Origin of the sequence: Anabaena catenula FACHB-362 (genome assembly GCF_014698735.1) — a bacterium.
Lineage (GTDB): Bacteria > Cyanobacteriota > Cyanobacteriia > Cyanobacteriales > Nostocaceae > Anabaena > Anabaena variabilis_A.
The window spans coordinates 90,486-114,075 of sequence record NZ_JACJTQ010000014.1; the positions used below are offsets into that span (position 1 = coordinate 90,486).

The following is a 23,590-nucleotide window of genomic DNA, read 5'->3' on the forward strand; positions in this document are numbered from 1 at the left end:
GAGGGTTTAATTGGTATAAAAATTTGTGACAGTTGCGTAAGTCCTAACTATATATATAAACTTATTTTAACCTTTTATTTTACTGAATTTATTTTTACCTTAATCTTTCAATGAAATTATTGTGATTGCTAGTTGAATTTCTTCATACTTACTTCGATGAATTTGAATTAAACATCTCATTTTATTGAACTCAAATTTAGCGGATTTGAGTACCATTACCTCTAGACAAGTATGCTGATTGTGTCAAATTGTTATCGATTTTAATGAAGAAGTCCAAATTAAAAGTATGGACTCAATCATCTGATGACAATTTGGAAATACTTTTCTAAGTAAGAGTTATAGCCGTGGACAGGGTGGTTAGGAAATCAATTGATAATGAAACTCTCACTACAAGAGGGTTTTACTCCTGACTCCTGACTCCTGCTATATAAGGTGAGAATTTGATTTTGAATCCTCGCAGAGATGTAAAGAGAAATTCAATAATGCGTAAAAAACCAAAACCAAGAAGAGAAATACTAAATATATGGTTTCCCAAGTTGAGTTAATCAGTTTTGCTTCTTTACCTGCTGATACCTTTGCTGAGGGGCCTGATTCGGGAAATGGGATCTCTGGTAATGGCATCACTGGTCCTTTCCCCGGACAGCCAATCCAAGGTTTTAGTGGTGTACAATTCGCTAAAAATAATACTTTGTATTTCCTGTCAGATAATGGTTATGGAAGCAAAGATAATAGTGCCGATTATTTGCTGCGTATCCATCGTGTAGATCCCAATTTTAAGGGAATAGAAAATGGTGATGGTACTGTTAATACTTTAGATTTCATTCAATTATCTGACCCTAATAATAAAGTTCCTTTCACAATTGTGAATGAGGGAACTAGCGCAAGATTATTAACTGGTGCAGATTTTGATATTGAATCTTTTGTAATTGCGGAAGATGGTTCAATCTGGATTGGTGACGAATTTGGTCCTTATCTGTTACATTTTGATGCTAGTGGTAAGCTGTTAGATGCACCTATTCCTACACCTAACACAGTCACACTAAATACCTTAAATGGTGAAGCGCCAATTGTGATTGGACACCGGGGTGCTAGTGGTGAACTTCCAGAACATACCCTAGGATCTTATAAATTAGCAATTGAACGAGGTGCAGACTTCATTGAACCAGATTTGGTTTCTACTAAAGATGGTGTGCTAATTGCGCGTCACGAACCCATGCTAGATGATACTACCAATGTAGCAGAAGTTTTTGGTGCAGAACGCAAATCTACCAAGATGCTGGATGGTGTAGAAGTCACTGCATATTTCGCTTCTGATTTTACTCTGGCAGAAATCAAAACACTGCGGGCAAAAATGCCCCAAAGTTTCCGCACTCAAGTGTTTAATGATTTGTATGAAATTCCTACTTTTGCGGAAATCATTGATTTAGTTAAACAGGTAGAAGTAGATACAGGTCGCAAAATTGGTATTTATCCAGAAACGAAACATCCAACTTTTCACGATAATCTGAATCTATCTTTAGAAGAACCGCTGTTAGCAACTCTGGAAGCAGCAGATTTCACAGATCCTAGTCGAATATTTATCCAATCTTTTGAAGTCGCTAACCTCAAAGAACTAAATGGGAAAACTGATATCCCTCTAGTTCAGTTGTTGGATGCTTATGATGTTAATCTTGATGGTTCTCTGCAAGAAGTTCAACCCTACGATTTCGTGGTTAGTGGTGACAACCGCGATTATGCAGACTTACGGACAGTTGCAGGGTTAGAGGAAATTGCTACCTATGCGGATGGTATTGGCCCCTGGAAACGGATGATTGTTTCTGTAAAGGGTGTGGATGCTAATAACGATGGTGCAGCGGATGATGTCAATGGTGATGGTGCAGTTAACGATGCTGATAAAACTCTGACTGCTCCTACTACTTTAGTTCAAGATGCCCATGATGCAGGTTTGTTGGTACATCCCTACACTTTCCGCAACGAAGGACGTTACTTAGCCTCAGATTATAATGGCAATCCAGAAGAAGAATTTAAACAGTTTATCAATTTAGGTGTTGATGGATATTTTACCGATTTTCCTGGTACAGGTGACTTAGCACGAGATCGCATAACCAGTCCATTCGTTAGATCGCCCCAAAACCCTGATGTGCTGGCTAAAACCGAGTTTAATACCTTAGATGGTAATGCACCTTTAGTAATTGGTCACAGAGGTGCGAGTGGTTCACGTCCAGAACATACCTTAGCAGCTTACAAATTAGCGATCGCAGATGGGGCTGATTTTATTGAACCTGATTTGGTAGCTACCAAAGATGGAATTTTAGTCGCACGTCACGAAAACGCCTTAGCAATTCTCAATGCTGATGGTACAATCAACCGCACGGACACCAGCACAGATATTGCTACCCGTCCAGAATTTGCAGACCGTAAAACTACTAAAGTTGTTGATGGTCGCACCATTACAGGTTGGTTTACCGAAGACTTGACTTTAGCAGAAATTAAAACCCTCAAAGCGATCGAACGTCTACCAGACCTGCGGGGAACAGAATATGACAATGACAACTTAGAAGTTCCCACCCTCCAAGAAATCATTGATTTAGTCAAACAGGTAGAAACAGAAACAGGTCGCAAAATTGGTATTTATCCAGAAACCAAACACCCCACCTACTTTGCTACTGAAGGTACACGCCTAGATGGTACTACCAAAATCAACACCAATTTAGGACAGTTGCTAGTTGATACCTTAGTTGCTAATAACTTCACCGATCCAAAGCGGGTATTTATTCAATCTTTTGAAGTAGGCAATCTCCAAGAACTCAATAATGTGATCATGCCTGCTAAGAATATTGACATCCCACTCATTCAATTATATGGCGGAGCCACACAAAAGCCCTATGATTTCGTAGTTAGTGGAGATTCTCGCACCTACGGCGATCTTACCACCACAGCAGAACTAGCTAAAATTGCCGAATATGCCTCTGGTATTGGCCCCAGCAAGCGGTTAATTATTCCTGCTAACACCGTAGATAATAATGGTGATGGTCAACCAGATGACCTGAATGCTGATGGCACAATTAACGAAGCTGATAGAGTTCTCGGTACTCCCACAACTCTAGTACAAGATGCTCATAATGCGGAATTGCTTGTCCACCCCTACACCTTCCGCAACGAAGATGTTTTCCTCGCATCAGACTACGACGGTGATCCCAAGAAGGAATATGAACAGTTTATTGAACTAGGAATTGATGGCTACTTTACCGACTTCCCCAGTACAGGTGACTTGGTGCGTGACCAATTTGTAGGTGAAGTTGTTGTTTCCAATCTTGGTGGTTCAAAAGGGTTTGAGGGAATGGCTATTAGTCCCGACCAAAAAACCTTGTATCCTTTACTAGAAGGAACAGTTTTCGGTGATCCCGCAGGTTCACTGCGAATCTATAAATTTGATGTCGCTTCTCAGGAATTCCAGGGATTACAAGGCTTCTACAAGTTGGAAAACTCCAGCTATGCTATTGGTGATTTCACAGTCATTAATAATAATGAGTATTTAGTGATTGAGCGGGATAATGGACAAGGAAGCACTGCTGAATTTAAGAAAGTCTACAAAGTTGATTTGTCCAAAAAAGATGCTAACGGCTTTGTCGAAAAAGTAGAAGTAGCTGACCTTCTAAATATCCAAGACCCCAACGACCTCAATGGAGATGGAAAAACAACCTTTGACTTCCCATTTGTGACGATTGAGAATGTTTTGGTTGTTGACAAAAACACCATTTTGGTAGCCAATGATAACAACTATCCCTTCTCAATCGGTCGTCCGGGTAATGATCCTCAAAATCCAGTCATTGACAACAACGAAATCATTCTGCTGAAATTAGATCAGCCTCTCAACCTTGCTGCTGGTTTAAGTCAAGAGACCAATGAACTGGTTACAGGTACACCGGGTATAGATGACCTAGTAGCTGGAGTTGACTTTGATGGAGTTAACGATATAGTATTCACCGGTGCTGGTAACGATGAAGTAGATGTTCCCTTGGGTGGAAGTTTGGCTGGTAATAATCGGGTCTTTACTGGTAGTGGTGAGGATACCATTTATGTGGGTGATAGCGATCGCGTTTTTGGTAGCAGTGGGAATGACGAATTCTCTGCTGTTGATGGACAAGGTGAAAACCGGATGTCCGGTGGTGCTGGTAATGATACATTCTACCTGGGTAATGGCGATCGCGCCCTAGGTGGTGTAGGTAATGATCAATTTTACGTTGTTGAAGGTGGTGGTAACTTACTCTCTGGTGGTGCTGGTGCTGACCAATTCTGGATTCTCAACGGTGATTTACCTAGTGCTGCTAACACCGTTGTTGACTTTGAAATCGGTACTGATGTGTTAGGTATTGGTGGTCAAGGTGCTGGTTTTGACTTTGCAGATTTGACTCTGAGTGGCAACAGTATTGCCGTTGGTAGTGCAACCATTGCTATTCTGACAGGAGTGAACACAACTAGTTTGACTGCTGCTAATTTCGCCTTTGACTCATAAATTAGTGTAGGCAAATAGGATAATTGTAAATCCTTTAAAAGCGATCGCATTGTGGGTGAGGTGCGATCGCTTTTTTGATGCTGACTACCCTTGGTGTTAAGAACAAAAGTAGGTTGGGTTGAGCAACAGCGAAACCCAACATTAGCTAACTCTTAAAGTTAGGTTGGCTCTATTCCTATTTATTAGCTGACTTCACTATTATGAATGACCATTTATGACTATATTTGTTTATATATTAGGCGAAGTTTTACAATACCAATTAATTTATAAAACAGTTCTTCCTTATCAATTTCAGCATAACATATATAAAACTCCATGTCAACACTTCTCTTCCTCTCTTAGCGTCAGTTCAACATTCACATCATGTGTCTAAATTCCGTTTTGATTGGTGAAACTGAGGATATCTTGACTGGAAACGAAACCAGAAGTAATCCTGACTGTTGCACTCACTAGATTTGCTGAATCTAAATCACTGACGTTGATAGATGGGTCAATAGCTGTAGTTGCATTTTCGATGTAGGATAAAGCGGTGCTAGTTGTAGTGACTACAGGCGCATCGTTAACTGATGTAATGGTGACATTGCGACTGGGAAGATTGCTTGTAGCAGCACCGTCATTAACACTAAATTGAACAGTGCGAGCAGCAACGTTACAACCATAGAGTAAAATGCTCTTGCTTTGCCAACGCTGCAACAAATCAGCATATTTACTGATATTTTCTAAATTCAGTTGCGCGGTTATGAGACCAGTTCAAGGATAATTTTTGTTTTGTGACTAAATTCCACAAACACAATAGTGACATATTCGTTTACTGGTGTCAACTCCTTCTGCAAAGAAGCCGTAGACTCTATTTTGAATTCACTGAGTTCTTAACGTGTTATTATTTATTTCTTAATTTTGCTGGGATAGGTTTTGGTTTGTCGTCAGGGTTTTCACCCTGCTTTGAAATCTCAAGAGGACTAAAGTCCTGACTACAAACAAAGTAACATCCAAAATCTAATTCTAGACATAACCATGACAAATACAATTCAACTTAATCAACTAGGTACAATTGAATTAGATGGTGCAGAAATTTCTGATTTTGACCCTAAATCAAAACGCCTTTTTGTGACTGGGGAATTTGAAGGTAAACCAGTTATTCAAGTAATTGATGTTTCTAACCCAAGCAATCCTACCAAGATTACTAATATTGATCTTTCTAGCTTAGGTGGAGGAATTCAGAGTGTCGCTGTTAGAAAAGGAATAGAAAATGCAAATAGCATTATTGCTGTTGCCATTTCCGCTAATAACAGTACCGACCGTGGTAAAGTTGCTTTCTATGACGCTACTACTCTCACTAAAATTTCTGAAGTGACTGTAGGCGCTTTACCTGATATGCTCACCTTTACTCCCGATGGTAGCAAATTACTTGTTGCTAATGAAGGAGAACCGAGTGAAGATTATACTATTGATCCAGAAGGTTCAATTAGCATTATTGATGTTTCTGGAGATATTGCCAGTTTAGATAATAGTAAAGTTACAACTGCTGATTTCACGGCATTTAATGGACAAGAAGCAACTTTAAAAGCAGAGGGAGTCAGGATTTTTGGACTTAATGCTTCAGCATCTGAAGATTTTGAACCAGAGTATATAGCAGTTTCTGCTGATAATCAAACTGCTTTTATCACGCTCCAAGAAAATAATGCTGTTGCTATTCTTGATATTGCCAGCGGGACTATTACTGAGGTTGTACCTCTAGGTTTCAAAGACCATAGTTTACCTGGAAATGGTCTTGATGCTAGTGATAGAGATGATGGTATCAATATTGAAAATTGGCCTGTCTTGGGGATGTATTTACCGGATGCAATTAGCTCTTTTCAAGTTGGTAACAACACCTATTACATCACTGCAAATGAAGGAGATTCCCGCATTCGTCCCACAGATGATGATATTTTACCTGCTCCTAATGATGGAGAGGGTGATATTTTCAATGAGGAAACAAGAGTTAAAGATGTCATACTTGATCCAACAGCTTTCCCTAATGCTGCTGAACTACAAAAAGATGAAAATCTGGGTCGTCTAATTATTACCAATACTCTGGGAGATACAGACGGAGACGGAGATTTTGATCAACTGTATACTTACGGTGGTCGTTCTTTCTCAATTTGGAATAATCAAGGTCAATTAGTATACGACAGTGGCAACCAGATTGAACAAATTCTGTCACAAGCAACACCGACACTTTTCAATGCTAATGATGGTTCTCCTGATGAGGTTGATACTCGTTCAGATAATAAAGGACCTGAACCAGAAAGTGTAGTTGTTGGTATTATTGATGATGTTCCTTATGGATTTGTGGGCTTAGAACGTGCTGGTGGTGGGGTGATGGTTTATAACCTGAGTGACCCAACTGCACCTGAGTTTGTTCAGTATATTAGAACTGAAGGTGATGTTAGTCCTGAAGGTCTAAAATTTATCTCTGCGGAAGATAGTCCTAATGCTAAACCAATGCTGGCAGTTTCTCATGAAGTTAGTAATACTGTGAGCTTTTATGAAATCCTTCCCAGTGCTGCACCTACAGTGGAAACCACGCCGGCATTGTTGGATGATGATAATCTGCCTGTAGATCAAAGGGCTGATGCTGATGACCCAGCTATCTATGTAAATGCCACTAATTCTGCTGATAGCTTAGTATTAACTTCGGTAAAAAATGGCGGACTGCGGGTTTATGACTTGTCTGGTGAATTATTGCAAACAGTTAATCCGGGTGGGATTCGTTACAACAATATTGACTTGCAATATGGTTTCCAACTGGGTAGTGAAACAGTAGACTTTGCACTAGCAAGCGATCGCAATAATGACAAATTAGCCATCTTCAAAATTAACCCCAATGCTACCGATGATAATTACTTACAAGACATCACCGATAGCAGCATTGGTACTCTTTTTCAAGCAGAACCCTTTGACCCTCCCTACGAACCATCATCTCGTAGTTCCTATGGACTCGCTCTCTATCGTAGCCCCTTCACCAATGATTACTATGTCTTTACCAGTCGTCGTGAAACAGGAGATATTGCCCAATTCAAACTCATTGATATGGGTAATGGCAAAATAGGAGCAGAAAGAGTCCGGGAATTTACCATCCCTACAGATGCAGGAATTGACCCGCAAACGGAAGGTATGGTTGCAGACCAAGAAACAGGCTTCCTCTACATTGGCCAGGAAAATGTCGGTATTTGGAAATTTGATGCTGAACCCAATGGTAGCAATACAGGCAAACTCATTGATAAAGTCAAAGCTTTGGGTGGTAACAATCTGGTAGATGACGTAGAAGGACTAACTATTTACTACGGTGCAAATGGTACAGGCTACTTACTCGCATCCAGCCAAGGTGATAATACCTTTGCAGCTTACACCCGCGAAGGCAATAACGACTTTTTAGGACGTTTTGGTGTTGGTAATAATGAGGGAATTGACAGTGTACAAGAGTCAGACGGTGCAGATGTCGTTAACGTACCTTTAGGAACTGCATTTCCCAATGGTTTATTTGTTACCCAAGATGGTAGTAATGATCCGGCGGTACTAGTGGATGATGAGGGTGAATTAGCAAATATCAGCAGCAACTTTAAGTTTGTACCTTGGGAAAACATCGCCAATACTCTACCCGATGTCCTGAAAATTGATACCACTAGTTACGACCCTCGCAACCCCGTAGCCCAACCCAGATTAACTAATTACGAATTTACCAACTTGCCCAAATTAGGGACAACCTCCACAGGTCAAGATATCTTCTTGGGTGGTTTTTCGGGGTTGTATTTCCAAGGAGTAGCCGCTAATGGTAATTTGAAATTTGTTACCCATACAGATCGTGGTCCTAATGGTGAACCCACAGGTCAAAACAGACCATTTTTATTACCCGATTTCCAACCAGAAATAGTCAGTTTTGAACTCAACCAGACTACGGGTGCGATCGCTATTACCGATAGAACAGGCTTGTTCCGTGCTGATGGTACAACCCCATTAACTGGACTTCCTAACGTGCAAGCTGGGGAAGGTGGTACGGCTTACACTGATGAAATTGCTGTTGATTTAAATGGTCAAGTTCTACCTAATGATACATTTGGGGCAGATTTAGAAGGTATCGTCATTGCTGAAAATGGCGACTATTGGCTGGTGGATGAATACCGTCCGGCGATTTATCATTTTGATGTGAATGGGAAGTTACTTGAGCGTTTTATTCCCCAAGGAACAGCAACCGCAACCGAACCAGACCAACCCGCCGGCACTTTTGGGACTGAGGTATTACCAGCAGTTTACGCCCAACGCCGTAATAACCGAGGGTTTGAAGCGATCGCACTGGAAGGCAACAAGCTTTATGCTTTTATTCAGAGTCCCATTGATAATCCAGATAATGCTGGTGATACAACCTCTAGAGGTTCTCGTAATCTCAGAATTCTGGAATTTAACATAGTTACTAAACAGGTAACAGGTGAGTATCTATATCTTCTCGACGATATTACAGGTAGTGGTACTGCGAAAACAGACAAGATTGGTGATGCTGTTTCTCTAGGTAATGGTAAATTTGCCGTTGTGGAACGAGATGACAGAAGTGATAACACTTCTAATAAACTCATCTACAAAATTGATTTAGCCACAGCGACTAATATCAATAATCCTGCTAATTTTACTTTGCCAGCTGGGAAGACGATTGAAGAACTATCACCTGCGGAATTAACTGCGGCTGGAATTACTTCAGTTAGCAAGAGTTTGATTGCAAATGCAGCCCAACTTGGTTATACGGGAGTTGAAAAATTAGAGGGTTTGGCGTTAATTGGACCGAACACTTTGGCTTTGATTAACGATAACGATTTTAATGTTGCCGGCACAACAACTCCTGAGAAACTAGCAATTCTCGAATTACCTAATAATCTTCAACTCACATTGGGTACTGCGGGTAACGATGAGTTATATGCCCAACAGGGTGAGGAAATTCAAGGATTGGGAGGAAGCGATCGCTTATTTGCTGAAGGTATTTTGGGTGGAAACATCCTTGATGGTGGTGATGGAGATGATGAGCTTGTTGTAGTCGAAGGTGTCAATAACACCCTCAAAGGTGCTGCTGGAAATGATGAGCTTGTTGTGGTAGAAGGCACTAATAACACCCTTGATGGTGGTGCTGGAGACGATGAGCTTGTTGTCGTAGAAGGTAGCAATAACACCCTCACAGGTGGAATTGGCAGCGATTCACTACGTACATCCAGCACAACAGGTAACAATAGCCTTTATGGTGGTGACAATGATGATACTCTTTTTGGGTCATTAGCGAGCGATAGGTTATTTGGCGAATCTGGTGATGATTCACTGTTCGCTGGTAACAAAGGTACTCAAATGACCGGCGGTGCTGGGTTAGACCGCTTTTTCCTGGGTAATGGCGCAGTTCCCGAAGCCCCTGGGGAAGTATTAGATTTCACGAAAGGTGCAGATAAGGTTATAGTTGCGGGCATTTCTGAGGTTCAAGAATTTGCTGATTTGATACTGCAACAAACAGGGGCTGATACAATTGTCAAAGCTACTATCAATGGCTCTGTAAAAGATTTGGGCATTTTAAGAAATGTTCAAGCCAATACTCTGACAGCAGCCGACTTCGACTTTGTTGCACCCACAAACAATGCACCGACTGTCACCAACATCAGTAAATCTGGAACCGAAGATACCGATATCACTTTCACCGTTGAGAACTTCACATCTGCGTTTACTGACATAGACAGTGATAGTCTGACGAAGATTAAAATTAGCAGTTTACCTGCGAACGGGACTTTAAAGTTAGATGGTACAGCAGTTACAGCCAACCAAGAAATAGTAGTTGCTGATATTGCTAAACTCGTCTTTACTCCTACAGCTAACTTTAATGGCAATACTAGCTTTGGTTGGAATGGTTTTGATGGCACTGTCTACGCGACAACTGATGCAACGGTTAATATAGCAGTTGGAGCAGTTAACAATGCACCTACTCTCACAAACATCAGTAAATCTGGAACCGAAGCCACCGATATCACTTTCACCGTTGAGAACTTCACATCTGCGTTTACTGACATAGATAGTGATAGTCTGACGAAGATTAAAATTAGCAGTTTACCTGCGAACGGGACTTTAAAGTTAGATGGTACAGCAGTTACAGCCAACCAAGAAATAGTAGTTGCTGATATTGCTAAACTCGTCTTTACTCCTACAGCTAACTTTAATGGCAATACTAGCTTTGGTTGGAATGGTTTTGATGGCACTGTCTACGCGACAACTGATGCAACGGTTAATATAGCAGTTGGAGCAGTTAATGATGTCAGCGTATTTGCGATCGCAACTGCTGAAGCTACAGAAGGAAATGCTATCACCTTTACCGTTACTCGTACAGGGGATGCTCAAACAGAACAGAAAGTAACTGTTTCCACAGCTATTAACGCCGGCGATACAGCTAGTAATAATGACTTTACTAGTAAAAGTGAAAATCTTACCTTTGCAGTTGGTGAAACTCAGAAAACCTTCATAGTAGAAACAAATCAAGATTCCCTTGTGGAAGAAGATGAGACTTTCACAGTCAAGTTAAATAATGCTACCAACGGCGCGGTTATAGGTTCTACAAATGGTACAGCCAAGGGAACTATCAATGACGAAGATATTCCACTAGCTGCTATTACTAACAACAACATCTTTACTATTAAAGGTATTGGTGAAAAAGTCAGATTTAAAGCCACTCTTCTCGAAAGCAATTCTAGTTTTGTCAATGAACTAGGTGTATTTATTGTTGACGATGCCCAAGGAAGAATCAACGGTATTGCACCAGGAGAACAAGGTTATAACCAAGCAGCTTTAAACCGTGCCAGAAGCCAAAGTCAAACGATTTTCTCTGCTATTGCTAATCTTCCCAATCGCTTTGAGACTGAAATTGAAACTGACAATCTGTCGCGCTTACGGGAATTTAATTCCGGTAATAACTTGAAATTCTTTTTAGTAAAAGGCGGTACAATTGATTCTTTCCGGGCTGGAAAAATCTCAGCGACAAACATTATCTTTGCAGATACCTCAACTCAAAGAATTACAGAAGATGATGATGGTTTCACCATTTCTTGGAAGGAAAGTTCTAGTGCTACAGTATTCAATTCTCTAGTAGTTAATATTCAGTCCACTGATGAATCCTTAACTACAGGTACAGCATTGCAAGGAGACAACCAAGCAGAACTAATTGATTTTCAAGATATATCAGGTAAGGTGAAAGCAGATTTCTCTGTTTATCGAGAAGCCGCATTTAATAACGAAGTCTACTTTTATGAAGTAGATAATGCTCAAGGATTAATTGGCAGTCTACAAGCAAATGCAGCTAATCGAGCCAATTATCTGCAAGCTGCAATCAACAATATCATTAAAGATGCAGACACTGGTGAAATCATCAAATTTGCTGTTGCTAACCAAGGTTTATTTACAGACAGCGCCATGATTGCCGGTGGTTCAATATTGGCTCCGATGATTATTATCAATGGGACTTTATCCCAGTTAACTGATAGTAATACTGGTAATGATCCTCAAGTTTATTTCCCATATTTGGGAGTAAATTCTGATGGAGTAGATCACATTCGTTTGTTAGGAGATAACACCTTTGGTTTTGAAGATTTACCTGGTGGTGGTGATGCAGATTACAATGATGTAATTGTTCGATTCGATTTTTCCACTGTTGCAGTTGCTTAATAATTGAGCCTGGGAATGATAGCGTAAGCCATATTCCCAGGCTAACAGCAAAAGTCGGCTTAAGCCGACTGGAAGATTTTTATTCCAATTTTATTAGATATTTAAATCTGGGAGCTTTAAAGAATTTTTAAATGTTTTTTCGAGAGGAAAATCAATATTTACTGTTAGTACCATCAGTCAAATTCTTAAGATGAAATCATAGTCGTCTGAACATTGATATCTACATTCAACTTTTTACGCAAAACATTAAAAATTGCAGTCAGATTATCCATTGTCGGATTACCTTTTGCAGATAACATCCGATGTAAACTCTTGCTCGGTTTAGAAGTTTCAATTGCTAACTGTTCAAAACCTACTGTTGCATTCACAATATCTCTCAATACAAGTCTTGCTGTTTCTGGTTCTCCATTGAGGAAAAGAGAAATAGCTTCATCAAGTAATGCTATTGCAAATTCAGAATCTCTTTGGACTCGTGCATTAACTGTTTCTTTAAAGTCTCTAGTAAGTGCCATAATAACTACCTTTTCTCTTGGTTTTCGTTCTCAGGTTCTTGCTCTTTACTAACTTTTTTTTTCGCCTTTTATACTCTTGATACAATCTTCTGTATTAGATTCAGGATCTATTTCACCAATACGAGATCCTTTTCGCAGATTACAAGACCGACAAGCAAGGGCTAAATTAATTTCAACATTAACACCTCCACGAGAAGTAGGAACTATATGTTCAACTTCAAAAGGAAAATTAAATACTAATTCCGGTGCATGACAATATTCACAGCGATGAAAAGCGCGATCTGCTACCAGATGATAAAATGGATTCATTGACTCAACTGTTGTGCTAAAGACGCAGTTCTGGCTGTAGCAGCATTGAGTTCAGCATTAACAAGATTATCTAATTCAATTTGTATTTCTGAGGGAAGTGTTTGTCCTTGATCTCGTGCTGTTCTCCACATACTCATTAGTTCGGATAAACGTTGTTTTTGCTCGTTAGTGAAAAATTGATCAGAACGAAAGTTATCAATAATTAATAATGCTCGAAATTCAACTTCACCTAACTGTGTAGTCAAAGCATCTAAAGCTTGACCGGCAGTTTTGCCAACAGACTGTTTATCTCCAGCAATGGCACGATAAGACCTTTCTCCACTGGCATTTGATGTAGGTATAATAGCAACTGTAGTCATAATTCTGAACAAGGATATCTGTTATTTATCAATTATAGTAGTAAGTTGGTGTGTTTTCCTCTGTTTGTGATAAACTACTACATAAATCTACCAGCAGTGATATATAACGAAGCAATAAACTTTGTTAACTACCCATACAAATAAATATGGCTGCACCACGCAACCTATCAAAAATCACAAAGTATTATAATATAATAAATTGAACTTAGTGAGAGTAAAATTATGAATCAATCTGATTCTAATAATAGCAAGCCAAATCAAAATGTCAAAGGGATTGCAAAAATTTTTATCAGTGGTTATAAGTCACTTTATGATGAATGCAGTATGGAAGTTCGTCCATTAACCATCCTTGCAGGTGCTAATAGCTCGGGCAAATCAAGCATTATGCAGCCTTTATTGTTGATGAAACAAACTTTAGAAGCAACTTATGATCCTGGTGCATTATTACTTAATGGACCCAATGTTAAGTTTACTTCAGCAACACAGTTATTTTCTAAAATATCTGGAATCAAACCTAATAATAAGTTTACCGTTGGTATTGGCATAGAGAATGATCAAATTATTAGTAATGTATTTACAACACATAAAAGAGAAGCAATTGAAATTGTGGAAATGATATATAAAGGAAATGAAAAAGAATTTTCTCTATCGCCTGATATGTTACCAGGTGATGTACTAAATATATTGCCAAAACCATATATAGAAATATATAATGCCATTCAACATACAGAAGCATTAAAAAATAAAATGGCATGGGTTGTTGATAGAAATCGGTGTTTTTTAGAGTTTTCCTTATCAGCAAGGGAAAAATATATTATTTCTCAAAATCCATTATTTAACTTCTTATATTCCAGTCCTTGGGAAGTTTTTGGTAATTATATCCGTCAAATAATCCATGTACCTGGATTAAGGGGAAATCCTGAACGAAATTATAAAATTACAGCTATAGGTGATGAATTTCCAGGTACATTTGAAAATTACGTTGCTAGTGTGATCAATTATTGGCAAAAAGGTAAAAATAACAAAACTATTAAAGAATTATGTGCTGCATTAGAAACACTAGGATTAACTTGTAAAGTACAAGCAAGACAAGTTAATGATACACAAGTAGAATTAATAGTAGGTCGGCTGCCAACACTTTCTAAGTCTAAAGATGATATGGTGAATATTGCCGATGTTGGTTTTGGAGTTTCCCAAACCTTACCTGTTTTAGTTGCTTTATTAGTAGCAAAACCAGGACAATTAGTATATATTGAACAACCAGAAATTCACCTGCACCCCCGCGCTCAAATTGCTATGGCAGAAATATTATCTAATGCAGCAAAAAGGGGTGTTAAAGTAGTTGTAGAGACTCATAGTGATAGGTTAATTTTAGCAATTCAATCTTTAGTCGCCGAAGGTAATTTATCACCAGATTTAGTAAAACTGCACTGGTTTACACGCCAAGAAAATGGGATAACAAATGTCAATAGTGCTGATTTAGATGAAACTGGCGCTTTTGGAGATTGGCCAGAAGATTTTGGTGATTTATCTCTACAATTAGAAAACCGTTATTTAAGTGCTGCGGAAGCTCGTTTAATGCAGGGTGTACATGGTGGCTAAAGTAAATTCTCAACGTTTGGTAATTGATGCTTCTGTAGCTCGTTCTGCTGGTGATAAAAATGCTACTTTTCCCCAGTCGGTTCATTGTCGTGAATTTTTATTAGCAGTTTTAGATATTTGTCATCAAATTGTGATGACACCAGCTATAAAAGCAGAATGGGATAAACATCAATCATCCTATGCGCGAAAATGGCGAATTCAAATGATATCCAGGAAAAAATGGAACTATCTGGAAATATCAATAAATGATAGTTTATGGACTGAGATAGAAAGTATTGCTGCTAATGTTAGTAATAAAAGAATTGCGGAAATGACAAAAGATTTATGTTTAATAGAAGCAGCACTAGCAACAGATAAAATTGTTATATCATTGGATGATAATACTGCTAGGAAATTTTTTAGTGAAGCATCTATAAAAATAGATAAACTCAAGGATATTGTATGGGTAAATCCAGATAAAGTAGATGAAGAACAACCTATTGAATGGTTAAGAAATGGAGCTAAAGTAGAAAGCGATCGCCTACTAATGAATTATTCTGACAAAAAAATCTAAAATCTGTAGGTTGGGTTAACGTAAGGAAACCCAACATTAACCAACAATAATAAATGTGTTGGGTTGCATTTCATTTAACCCAACCTACAAAAACTAACCCAAAACGAAATTCACCAACTTACCAGGAACAACAATCACCTTCTTGATTTCCTTCCCTTCAATATAACGCTGTGCAACTTCCGACTCCCGCGCATATTTCTCCAACCCAGCCTTATCTAACTGCGAAGGAACTTGAATAGAACCGCGAGTTTTACCCATAATTTGAATTACCAAAGTAATTTCATCAGCTATCAAAGCCGCAGAATCAAAACTTGGCCAAGTTTGGGTATGCACAGAATTTTTATTCCCCAACAATTGCCACAATTCATCAGCAATATGCGGTGCAAAAGGCGCTAACATAATCACCAAAGTTAGAATCCCTTCTGCATAAATTGGCGAATTATTACACTTAGCATCAGTCAACGCATTACTTAACTTCATCAATTCCGAAATTGCGGTATTGAATTGATATTCATCTTCCACATCTTCCGTAATTGCTTGAATGGCTAAATGAATCGCTCTCCTTAAATCTTTTTCCTCTTTACTTAACTTCTCCAAATCAGCTTTTTGCTTACAAACTCCCGCAGCCGCATAATCAGTAACCAACCGCCAAACCCGGTTTAAAAAGCGGAATTGTCCCTCAACATCAGCCTCATCCCATTCTAAATCTTTCTCAGGAGGTGCTTTAAATAAAATGAACATTCGCGCCGTATCAATGCCATATTTATTAATGACATCTTCCGGTGCAACACCATTTCCTTTAGATTTGGACATGGTAGCATAGAGACGTTGTAAAGGTTCTCCAGTTTGCGGATCTACAGGATTATTAGCATCAACCAAATGAGAAGGAATCCATTTATCCTTACCACCTTTATTTGGGTTCATGTAAGTTAAACCCTGAACCATTCCCTGAGTTAATAGGCGTTGAAATGGTTCATCAAAGTTAAATAAACCTCTATCTCTCAATACTTTGGTGAAGAAACGCGAATACAATAAATGTAAAATTGCGTGTTCAATTCCCCCCACATATTGATCTACAGGCATCCAATCATTTACTTTACTGGAATCAAAAATCTTTTCTTCATTCTTCGCGTCAGGATAACGCAAGAAATACCACGAAGAATCAATAAAAGTATCCATCGTATCGGTTTCCCGTTTCGCAGGAGTACCGCAAGTTGGACAAGGCACATTTACCCAACTTTCCAATTGTGCTAAAGGTGAACCACCACGGCCACTTAATTCGACTTCTTCCGGTAATTGTACAGGTAAATCTTTATCAGGTACAGGCACAATTCCACATTCAGGACAGTGAATAACAGGAATAGGTGCGCCCCAATAACGTTGTCGAGAAATCAACCAATCTCTGAGGCGATATTGTATTCTTAATTTACCGAAGTTTTGTTTTTCTGCAAATTCGACAATGGCTTTTTTCGCATCTACAGAATTCATGCCATTGAAGTCATCGGAATTAACTAAAATTCCCGCTTCTGTATATGCTGCTTTTAAAGTTTCTTCTGCACCTGCTTCCGGGACAATTACAACTTTAATAGCTAAATTTTGTTCTTTTGCAAACTTGAAATCTCGCACATCATGGGCAGGTACACCCATCACCGCACCTGTACCATATTCATAGAGAACATAATCAGCTATCCAAATGGGTACTTCTTCCCCGGTAAAGGGGTTAATGACTTTTCCACCTGTAGGAATACCGCGTTTGGGTTTATCTTCCGCAGTTCGTTCTAACTCGCTTTGGTTGGATACTTCCTTAATAAAGGCTTCTACTGCTGCTTTTTGTTCGGAAGTGGTGACAACCTGAGTTAAGGGGTGTTCTGGGGCTAAAACGACGTAGCTAACACCATAAATGGTATCGGGACGGGTAGTATAAACACCGATTTTCTCCTCTGAACCAACAATGGGAAATTCTAAATATGCACCGGTGGATTTTCCAATCCAGTTGGCTTGCATTAATTTTACCCGTTCCGGCCAACCTGTTAATTTATCCAGGTCATTCAGCAATTCTTCAGCGTAGTCGGTAATCTTAAAAAACCATTGACGCAATAATTTACGCTCAACTATTGCACCACTGCGCCAAGAACGTCCTTCATTATCAACTTGTTCGTTTGCTAATACGGTTTGGTCGATAGGGTCCCAATTAACTGCGGCTTCTCTTTGATAAGCTAAACCAGCTTGTAAAAATTGCAGAAAAATCCACTGCGTCCATTTGTAATAATCAGGAGAACAAGTAGCAACTTCACATTCCCAATCTAAGGATAAACCCAGACGTTGTAATTGTTGCCGCATTTGGGCAATATTTTGATATGTCCATTTAGCAGGGGGTACACCTCTATCAATGGCGGCGTTTTCTGCGGGTAATCCAAAAGCATCCCAACCCATTGGATGTAATACCCGATACCCTTGCATTCGCTTGAGGCGTGCGATTACATCTGTAATTGTATAATTACGGACGTGACCCATATGTAAGCTACCGGATGGATAAGGGAACATGGAAAGCGCGTAGAATTTTGGCTTCTTTTGATCTTGAGGTGTTTTATCTAAGCCAAGTTCTAACCATGTTTTTTGCCATTTTTCCTCAATTGCGGCTGGGTGGTATAACGTTTTTTGGGGGGACTCCACTAAAATTTCTCCTAAATTAGCTCTTTTATTTATTGTCTGTTGACCTATTGTAGATGCTAGGTACGGACATTAGGAGAAGGAAAACAACAATGATTTTCTCATCTGCGTTTATCTGCGTTTATCTGCGTTTTTTTATTTTATAAAGCCCCTTGTTCAAAACTATGATCAATAAATCAAATATAAAATTTTCTGAAGAATTGCGGGTTTTTGTTTACGGTACTCTCAAACCAGGTGAAGCGAATTATCAAAAATACTGTGCTGGAAAAGTGGTAGAAGCGAAAAGAGCGATCGCATCAGGTAAACTATATACTTTGCCTGAAGGATATCCAGCGATGACACCAGGGGAGGGTAAAGTTCACGGTTATTTACTCTCTTTTGCTGACTCAACGCTTTTAACAGAATTGAATGATTTAGAAGATTACCAGCCGACTCGACAAATCTCAGAAAACCTTTATGATCGGCAATATATAAAGATTTTTGAGCCAACCAACTTGTCTTTGGGTTCGGCTTGGGTTTATCTGATGACTCCAGAAAAAATTTATCAGCTAGGCGGTGTCGGCCTAGTTGATGGCTGTTGGAAGAGTTCACCTGACAAGGTTTTAATTAGTTAATATCGTGTTGGGTGTCTTCCGGTTGATTTTGGGGGGGATTAACTGGCGCTTTCGGGAAGGCTACGGCTGTTTTGGGAATTTCAATGACTGGGTTGTTTAAGGCTACCATCAGCGGTGAAGCAGGAACTGCTGGTTGTGTGGTTGCCACAGTAGGTTTTATTTGTTGTTGTGCCAGTTGCATTTTCAATCCGGTATCTGGCAATAAACCGGATATTGTCCCGATGAAACAAGCAGCCACAGCTGCACCACCAACCATCCAAGCTGCCTGAGAACGGCGGTGCAAGCGTGTCCATACTTGCTGGAATGTTGCTTCTGGGGATTGTTGGGATGGTACTGGTATAGTTTTTAAGCCTTGCCTCAGCTTTAATAGTCGCCCATACAAGCATTTGACGGAGGCATCGTTTGCCAACCATTCTTCTATTTGCCTGCGTTCGACTGCTGTCACCTCGCCATCGAGATAAGCACTCAATAACTCGAAGCGATCTGCTTCGCTGTGACGTAGGCTGTCGCGCTTCTCTATATCCATAGCACCCGTTGATTCATTGGTATGATTAGCCATTCCATCTGGTACATCCTGAGGAAGTTGGGAAGGGGAACGGTCATAAAACTGAGAACCAGTATTCATTTTAACGTTTTTACCAATTCATTCACGGGTAAACACAGCGGATGAGTTTGAGAATTTAAGCATTTTGCCTCGAAATGGCTGATAAAATTGGTTTTTTTCCGAAATTCTTAATATTTCTTAAATTCTGCCATTGAACTGAAGAAAGGTATTGTAAATTTAGGTATCTAGATAAACTTGCAACTGGGCTTGCAATCTGGATCTGGCTCTAGCTATTCTCGACTTTACAGTTCCTAAAGAAACTCCAGTGATTTCGGCAATTTCTTCGTATGCCAACCCTTCAATTTCTCTAAGGACAATAGTAGTACGGAACACCTCTGGTAAATCCGCGATCGCTTCTCGCAGTTGTTCGTAAAATTCTCTAGTAGTTAGTTCTTCCTCAGGCCCTGGAGTATCGCCAGCAATTTCCCAATCCATCTCGCCATCTTCTACCGAGCGGGGAGCATCCAGTGATAGGGGACTAACAACCCGTTTGCGTTTACGTAACTCGTCGTAAAACAAGTTAGTGGCAATACGGCTTAACCAGCCGCGAAACTTAGCAGGTTCTTGTAATCGGTTAATATTCCGATAAATACGAATCCAAACTTCTTGAGCCAAGTCGGCTCTGTCAGACCAATCAGGAGCGAGATGGTATAAAACCCGATCGACCTGAGTCTGATAGCGGCGCAACAGTTCTGCAAAAGCCGCACGGTCTGGACGCAATCCTACTTGACAGCGCAAAATGAGATCGTGATTTGAGAGTTTGTCAACTTGCACCGATGCTTCCGAATAAGTTGCATCAACAGTTGACCAGGATACAGTAATCGACTGACTCATAGATCGTACTGGCTTGAAATTATCCCTTTCTATTAGACCTGATAATTTGTCAGAAGTTCCTGAGTCAGGTGACGGATTTATGACCGGAACACAGAAATATAAGAAAAGACACTCTTTAGAAGATGAGCGAACAGTATTATCTAGGGAGACAAGGAGGGTGACTAAGGGAATAAGGAGGAGATAAACAAGGCTAATCGGAAACCCTATGGAGACTTACCCATAATAGGGAAGAAGGTAATCAGATTGACAACTGACCACTAGGGCTTGACAAAAACTACCATCTATAAATTATGAAAGTATGGGTAGATCAATGAGAAAACTGATAATTTTTGAGCAATTTTTTGCTAATGGCTGGCTCTAAGCAGTCAATCAATTAGTCATTGAATTTTGGATTTTGGATTTTGGGATTGTCACTACAAATGAATCGGCTGGCTCTGAAGATTTCGGATTTATTACGTAGTTGTAACTATGATAGTTATGACTGTGAGGGCTGCCATAGCCACAAAAAATCTCAAATCGGCTTTTCTTCAATCTAAAATCGGTACAGTTAGCCAGATATGTCAGGGATAAACAATAAGCGATGGCAATGGCAAGAAATGAATCTGTAGCGCGGATGGTGATGTTCCTCTGTTTTGGCACAGCAATTTTGTCTCTGGCTGTCCATTGGCGCATTATGAAAACGACAGGGCAGTTGAATCAGTCTGCATCCACTACATTGAGGCAAAATTCTTCTCCCCCAACCTACTCTAATCAAAGCCGTTCAGAAGGGATTGGGATTGGGGAAACTGCTTTAGGGGCAGCTGTCCCTGAATCTGCACCAAATTCGGCTGCTACAAAGCCTCATACTAAGTTGACAACAGGCAAAAAATATGTAGCTAGTGCTGCGGATACGCCAAAAAAGACAAAACTGGTGGTTCCAGAACCTGAAGGACAGAATCGGAAGGCTGAAAATCGGCCCAAGAGCTTTTTATTTCCGGGTGTGGCTCAAGCAAAATCTGTTCAGGGATTGGGGACTAGTAAGACACAAGTGGTAGTTGATTTAAGCGATCGCCGTGTCTATGTTTATCGCTATGATCAAGTCATAGCCAGTTACCCCGTTGCTATAGGAAAGACGGGTTGGGAAACGCCCACAGGTGACTTTCAAGTCATGCACATGGAACACCATCCGATTTGGCGGCACCCGATTACTGGAGAAGTATTTGAAGGCGGTACTAATAGTCCTTTGGGAGACCGATGGATTGGCTTTTGGTCAGATGGACGAAATGAAATTGGCTTTCATGGTACGCCTAATACTGACCTGTTGGGAGCGGCCGTGTCTCATGGTTGCTTAAGGATGCGTAATGCTGACGTGCGGTTGTTATACAGCCAGGTAGGTATAGGTACACTGGTATCAGTACGTGATTAGAAGTCATGTCCGGTTGATTATAGCAGGAGGCAGGAGGCAGAGGGCAGGAGGCAGGAGGGAAAGCCTTATTATATCTAAGTTTCAAGGATTAATAATGTCCTAATTATCCTGGCTACAGCTATAGTTATGATTCACGCATCTGGGCAGAAATTCCATAGTGCAGGGTGGCGTAATATTGTGTCCGGTTGAATACTTATTATTTAGCCGGACATGATATTACGCCATAAACCCGCTTTCAATACAGCAAGATTGCCAGAAAGCTCTCCTGCTTAAGTCTTTAACCGGAAACGATCTAATTTAGTTGATTGTCAGTTGTCAGTTGTTGATTTTGTCACTGACCACTGACTGATGACTAAGATTGTGATTTCTGTTCAAAATTATGTGCGTAGACTTGGAGTAAGCCACTGACTTGACGCAGGACTTCATTACCAGTATTTTTTCCCAAGGCTTGGCGTTCTGGGAAGAACTTGGGCTGATGTAAGTAACGATCAATCGCCTCGCCGACTTGCTGAGAAATCAATTCGTGAAGTTCGGTTTTGGCGCGGTTGCGTTGGTAGTTTGCACCTTCTTCTGTAGTAGCATACAAGGGTGGAAGACGATTGAGAGCATAAGCAGTAATATCCCCAACATCTAGAGAGCTTTCACAGGTCGCTTCAATTTCTGCTACTTTAGCGATGACCTCAGTCAGTACCAACTCTTCCATCACGTTAATAAATTGTTTGCGAGGTACTGCTATTACCTCACCAGTTAACAATGAACCCATGAGTCGATCCAGTGCCATGTACTCTTCAATTGAGAGATCCGACGCATTATCACAGATTCGTCCGACTTCTGCTTCCATAGCTGGTGTTAGATAACCATCCTGGAGAGCTTGTTCCACAATTTTTTCAATACTCATAACTCTCACCATTTAATTTAAGCCAGGCAGGTAAAGTAGTAACCATAGCCAGTTATCACTGATTTACTCTGTCCTTATTAATCAATCACCTTTATCAGCCAGGGTCTTGGATCAATAGATTGTCCATTGACATATAGACCCCAGTGCAGGTGTGGTCCGGTAGAAGCACCTGTTGAACCTACTGCGCCAATTACTTGACCGGCTTTCACGAAATCGCCTTCTTTAACATTAATGCGACTAAGATGCATATAAAGGCTAGTTACTCCTTGACCGTGGTCAATGCCAACTATGTTACCGTGAACTCGGAACCCTTCGGTTACTTTACCTACCAAAGCCACTTGCCCATCAGCGGGGGCAATTACGGCTGAACCCGCTGCTCCAGCGTAGTCAAGACCACGATGATAGTAATCATTCGCAAATTTACCATTATAGTAGCGACGTACACCATAGGTTGTCGTCATCCTGCCAGCATTTGGTTTACGGAAGACACCATTCCAATATTTTTGCGGTGTTTGTAGGGCTTTGAAAGCAGCTACGCGGTTCAGTTCAAGCTCTGTGGCTTTTACTCCCGCTTTCCCAGGGGGTAAATTAATCCGTTGGACGGGGAATTTGCGATCGCGCACTTGCACAGCTAGGTTTCTCTCCTGACCATCCCCGAAAACTTTTAATGTTCTGACTCCAGGTTTCTCTAGTGGAGTTGTGGGAATAAAAGAACGGTATTTATTAGGAGCAATTTCAAATGCTGGATATCTTTTCTCGCCAACTGTCACCGTGGGATTGCTAGTATTTTCTTGACTATCTACATTTATTACTACTGACAGCGTGTCCCCCAATTGAGGATTGGTTGGTGTTACCTGTACCTGTAAAGCCTCTGCGGGTAATGCTAAAGCTATAGGGACAGCCGCAACCATTCCCATTAAAATCTTGTTTGCACGGTTGATGATGCTAACACTCTGCAACCAATTCTGCGGATTGATAGGGTGAGCTTTGATAGTCAT

At 40.2% G+C, this 23,590-nt stretch carries 15 protein-coding genes; 6 read left to right on the top strand and 9 right to left on the bottom strand.

The genetic code is table 11. From position 1 onward, the window contains the following. Positions 1-544 precede the first annotated feature (544 nt). The gene (locus tag H6G68_RS11390; RefSeq protein ID WP_479686160.1) at positions 545-4,516 is read left to right on the top strand and encodes a glycerophosphodiester phosphodiesterase family protein; all 3,972 of its coding nucleotides are present in this window, start codon (positions 545-547) and stop codon (positions 4,514-4,516) included. Positions 4,517-4,885: 369 nt separating this feature from the next. On the opposite strand, the gene H6G68_RS27150 is transcribed toward H6G68_RS11390, so the two are convergent. After that, complete coding sequence (locus H6G68_RS27150) at positions 4,886-5,212, bottom strand: hypothetical protein (RefSeq protein WP_242045230.1); 327 nt, start codon at positions 5,210-5,212, stop codon at positions 4,886-4,888. Between the two features lie 318 nt (positions 5,213-5,530). On the opposite strand from H6G68_RS27150, the gene H6G68_RS27155 reads away from it, so the two are divergent. Beyond that, positions 5,531-12,232 carry a phytase gene (locus tag H6G68_RS27155; protein ID WP_242045232.1) on the top strand — a complete coding sequence of 2,234 codons (6,702 nt, stop codon included), beginning with the start codon at positions 5,531-5,533 and terminating at the stop codon, positions 12,230-12,232. Positions 12,233-12,417: 185 nt separating this feature from the next. Here H6G68_RS27155 and H6G68_RS11415 read toward each other — a convergent pair whose 3' ends face one another. From H6G68_RS11415 to H6G68_RS11425, 3 genes are read right to left on the bottom strand one after another with little or no spacing between them, the layout of a single operon-like run. Continuing rightward, a complete protein-coding gene (locus H6G68_RS11415) occupies positions 12,418-12,744 on the bottom strand; it encodes a helix-turn-helix domain-containing transcriptional regulator (protein WP_190906761.1) in 327 nt (108 codons plus the stop codon). Between the two features lie 48 nt (positions 12,745-12,792). After that, on the bottom strand, positions 12,793-13,053 hold the full coding sequence (locus H6G68_RS11420) for an HNH endonuclease (protein ID WP_242045234.1): 261 nt from the start codon (positions 13,051-13,053) through the stop codon (positions 12,793-12,795). Further along, positions 13,050-13,412: a hypothetical protein gene (locus tag H6G68_RS11425; RefSeq protein WP_190906762.1), complete on the bottom strand. Its 363-nt coding sequence runs from the start codon at positions 13,410-13,412 to the stop codon at positions 13,050-13,052. The genes H6G68_RS11420 and H6G68_RS11425 overlap by 4 nt, the downstream gene beginning before the upstream one ends. A gap of 222 nt (positions 13,413-13,634) precedes the next feature. Here H6G68_RS11425 and H6G68_RS11430 point away from each other — a divergent pair, with 222 nt between their 5' ends. Together H6G68_RS11430 and H6G68_RS11435 are read left to right on the top strand one after the other, a co-directional pair. Further along, positions 13,635-15,014 (top strand): AAA family ATPase, encoded by a 1,380-nt coding sequence (locus tag H6G68_RS11430; protein WP_190906763.1) that lies wholly within the window; start codon positions 13,635-13,637, stop codon positions 15,012-15,014. After that, positions 15,004-15,567, top strand: coding sequence for a hypothetical protein (locus tag H6G68_RS11435; RefSeq protein ID WP_190906764.1), 564 nt, complete (start codon positions 15,004-15,006; stop codon positions 15,565-15,567). The genes H6G68_RS11430 and H6G68_RS11435 overlap by 11 nt, the downstream gene beginning before the upstream one ends. Positions 15,568-15,660: 93 nt before the next feature. Here the strand turns inward: H6G68_RS11435 and leuS are convergent, their stop codons facing one another. Then, positions 15,661-18,240 carry a leucine--tRNA ligase gene (gene leuS / locus H6G68_RS11440; protein ID WP_190906765.1) on the bottom strand — a complete coding sequence of 860 codons (2,580 nt, stop codon included), beginning with the start codon at positions 18,238-18,240 and terminating at the stop codon, positions 15,661-15,663. A gap of 161 nt (positions 18,241-18,401) precedes the next feature. Here leuS and H6G68_RS11445 point away from each other — a divergent pair, with 161 nt between their 5' ends. Further along, on the top strand, positions 18,402-18,851 hold the full coding sequence (locus H6G68_RS11445; RefSeq protein ID WP_190906766.1) for a gamma-glutamylcyclotransferase family protein: 450 nt from the start codon (positions 18,402-18,404) through the stop codon (positions 18,849-18,851). Here the strand turns inward: H6G68_RS11445 and H6G68_RS11450 are convergent. Next, on the bottom strand, positions 18,844-19,476 hold the full coding sequence (locus tag H6G68_RS11450; protein WP_190906767.1) for an anti-sigma factor family protein: 633 nt from the start codon (positions 19,474-19,476) through the stop codon (positions 18,844-18,846). The two genes, H6G68_RS11445 and H6G68_RS11450, sit on opposite strands and share 8 nt — an antisense overlap. 156 nt (positions 19,477-19,632) lie before the next feature. Next, a complete protein-coding gene (locus tag H6G68_RS11455) occupies positions 19,633-20,289 on the bottom strand; it encodes a sigma-70 family RNA polymerase sigma factor (RefSeq protein ID WP_190721066.1) in 657 nt (218 codons plus the stop codon). Between the two features lie 580 nt (positions 20,290-20,869). Here H6G68_RS11455 and H6G68_RS11460 point away from each other — a divergent pair. Beyond that, positions 20,870-21,694, top strand: a complete 825-nt coding sequence (locus tag H6G68_RS11460) for a L,D-transpeptidase (RefSeq protein WP_190906768.1) — start codon at positions 20,870-20,872, stop codon at positions 21,692-21,694. Between the two features lie 352 nt (positions 21,695-22,046). Here H6G68_RS11460 and H6G68_RS11465 read toward each other — a convergent pair whose 3' ends face one another. Beyond that, complete coding sequence (locus H6G68_RS11465; protein WP_127056902.1) at positions 22,047-22,592, bottom strand: late competence development ComFB family protein; 546 nt, start codon at positions 22,590-22,592, stop codon at positions 22,047-22,049. A 77-nt stretch (positions 22,593-22,669) separates the two neighbouring features. Then, positions 22,670-23,590 (bottom strand): M23 family metallopeptidase, encoded by a 921-nt coding sequence (locus H6G68_RS11470; RefSeq protein WP_190906769.1) that lies wholly within the window; start codon positions 23,588-23,590, stop codon positions 22,670-22,672.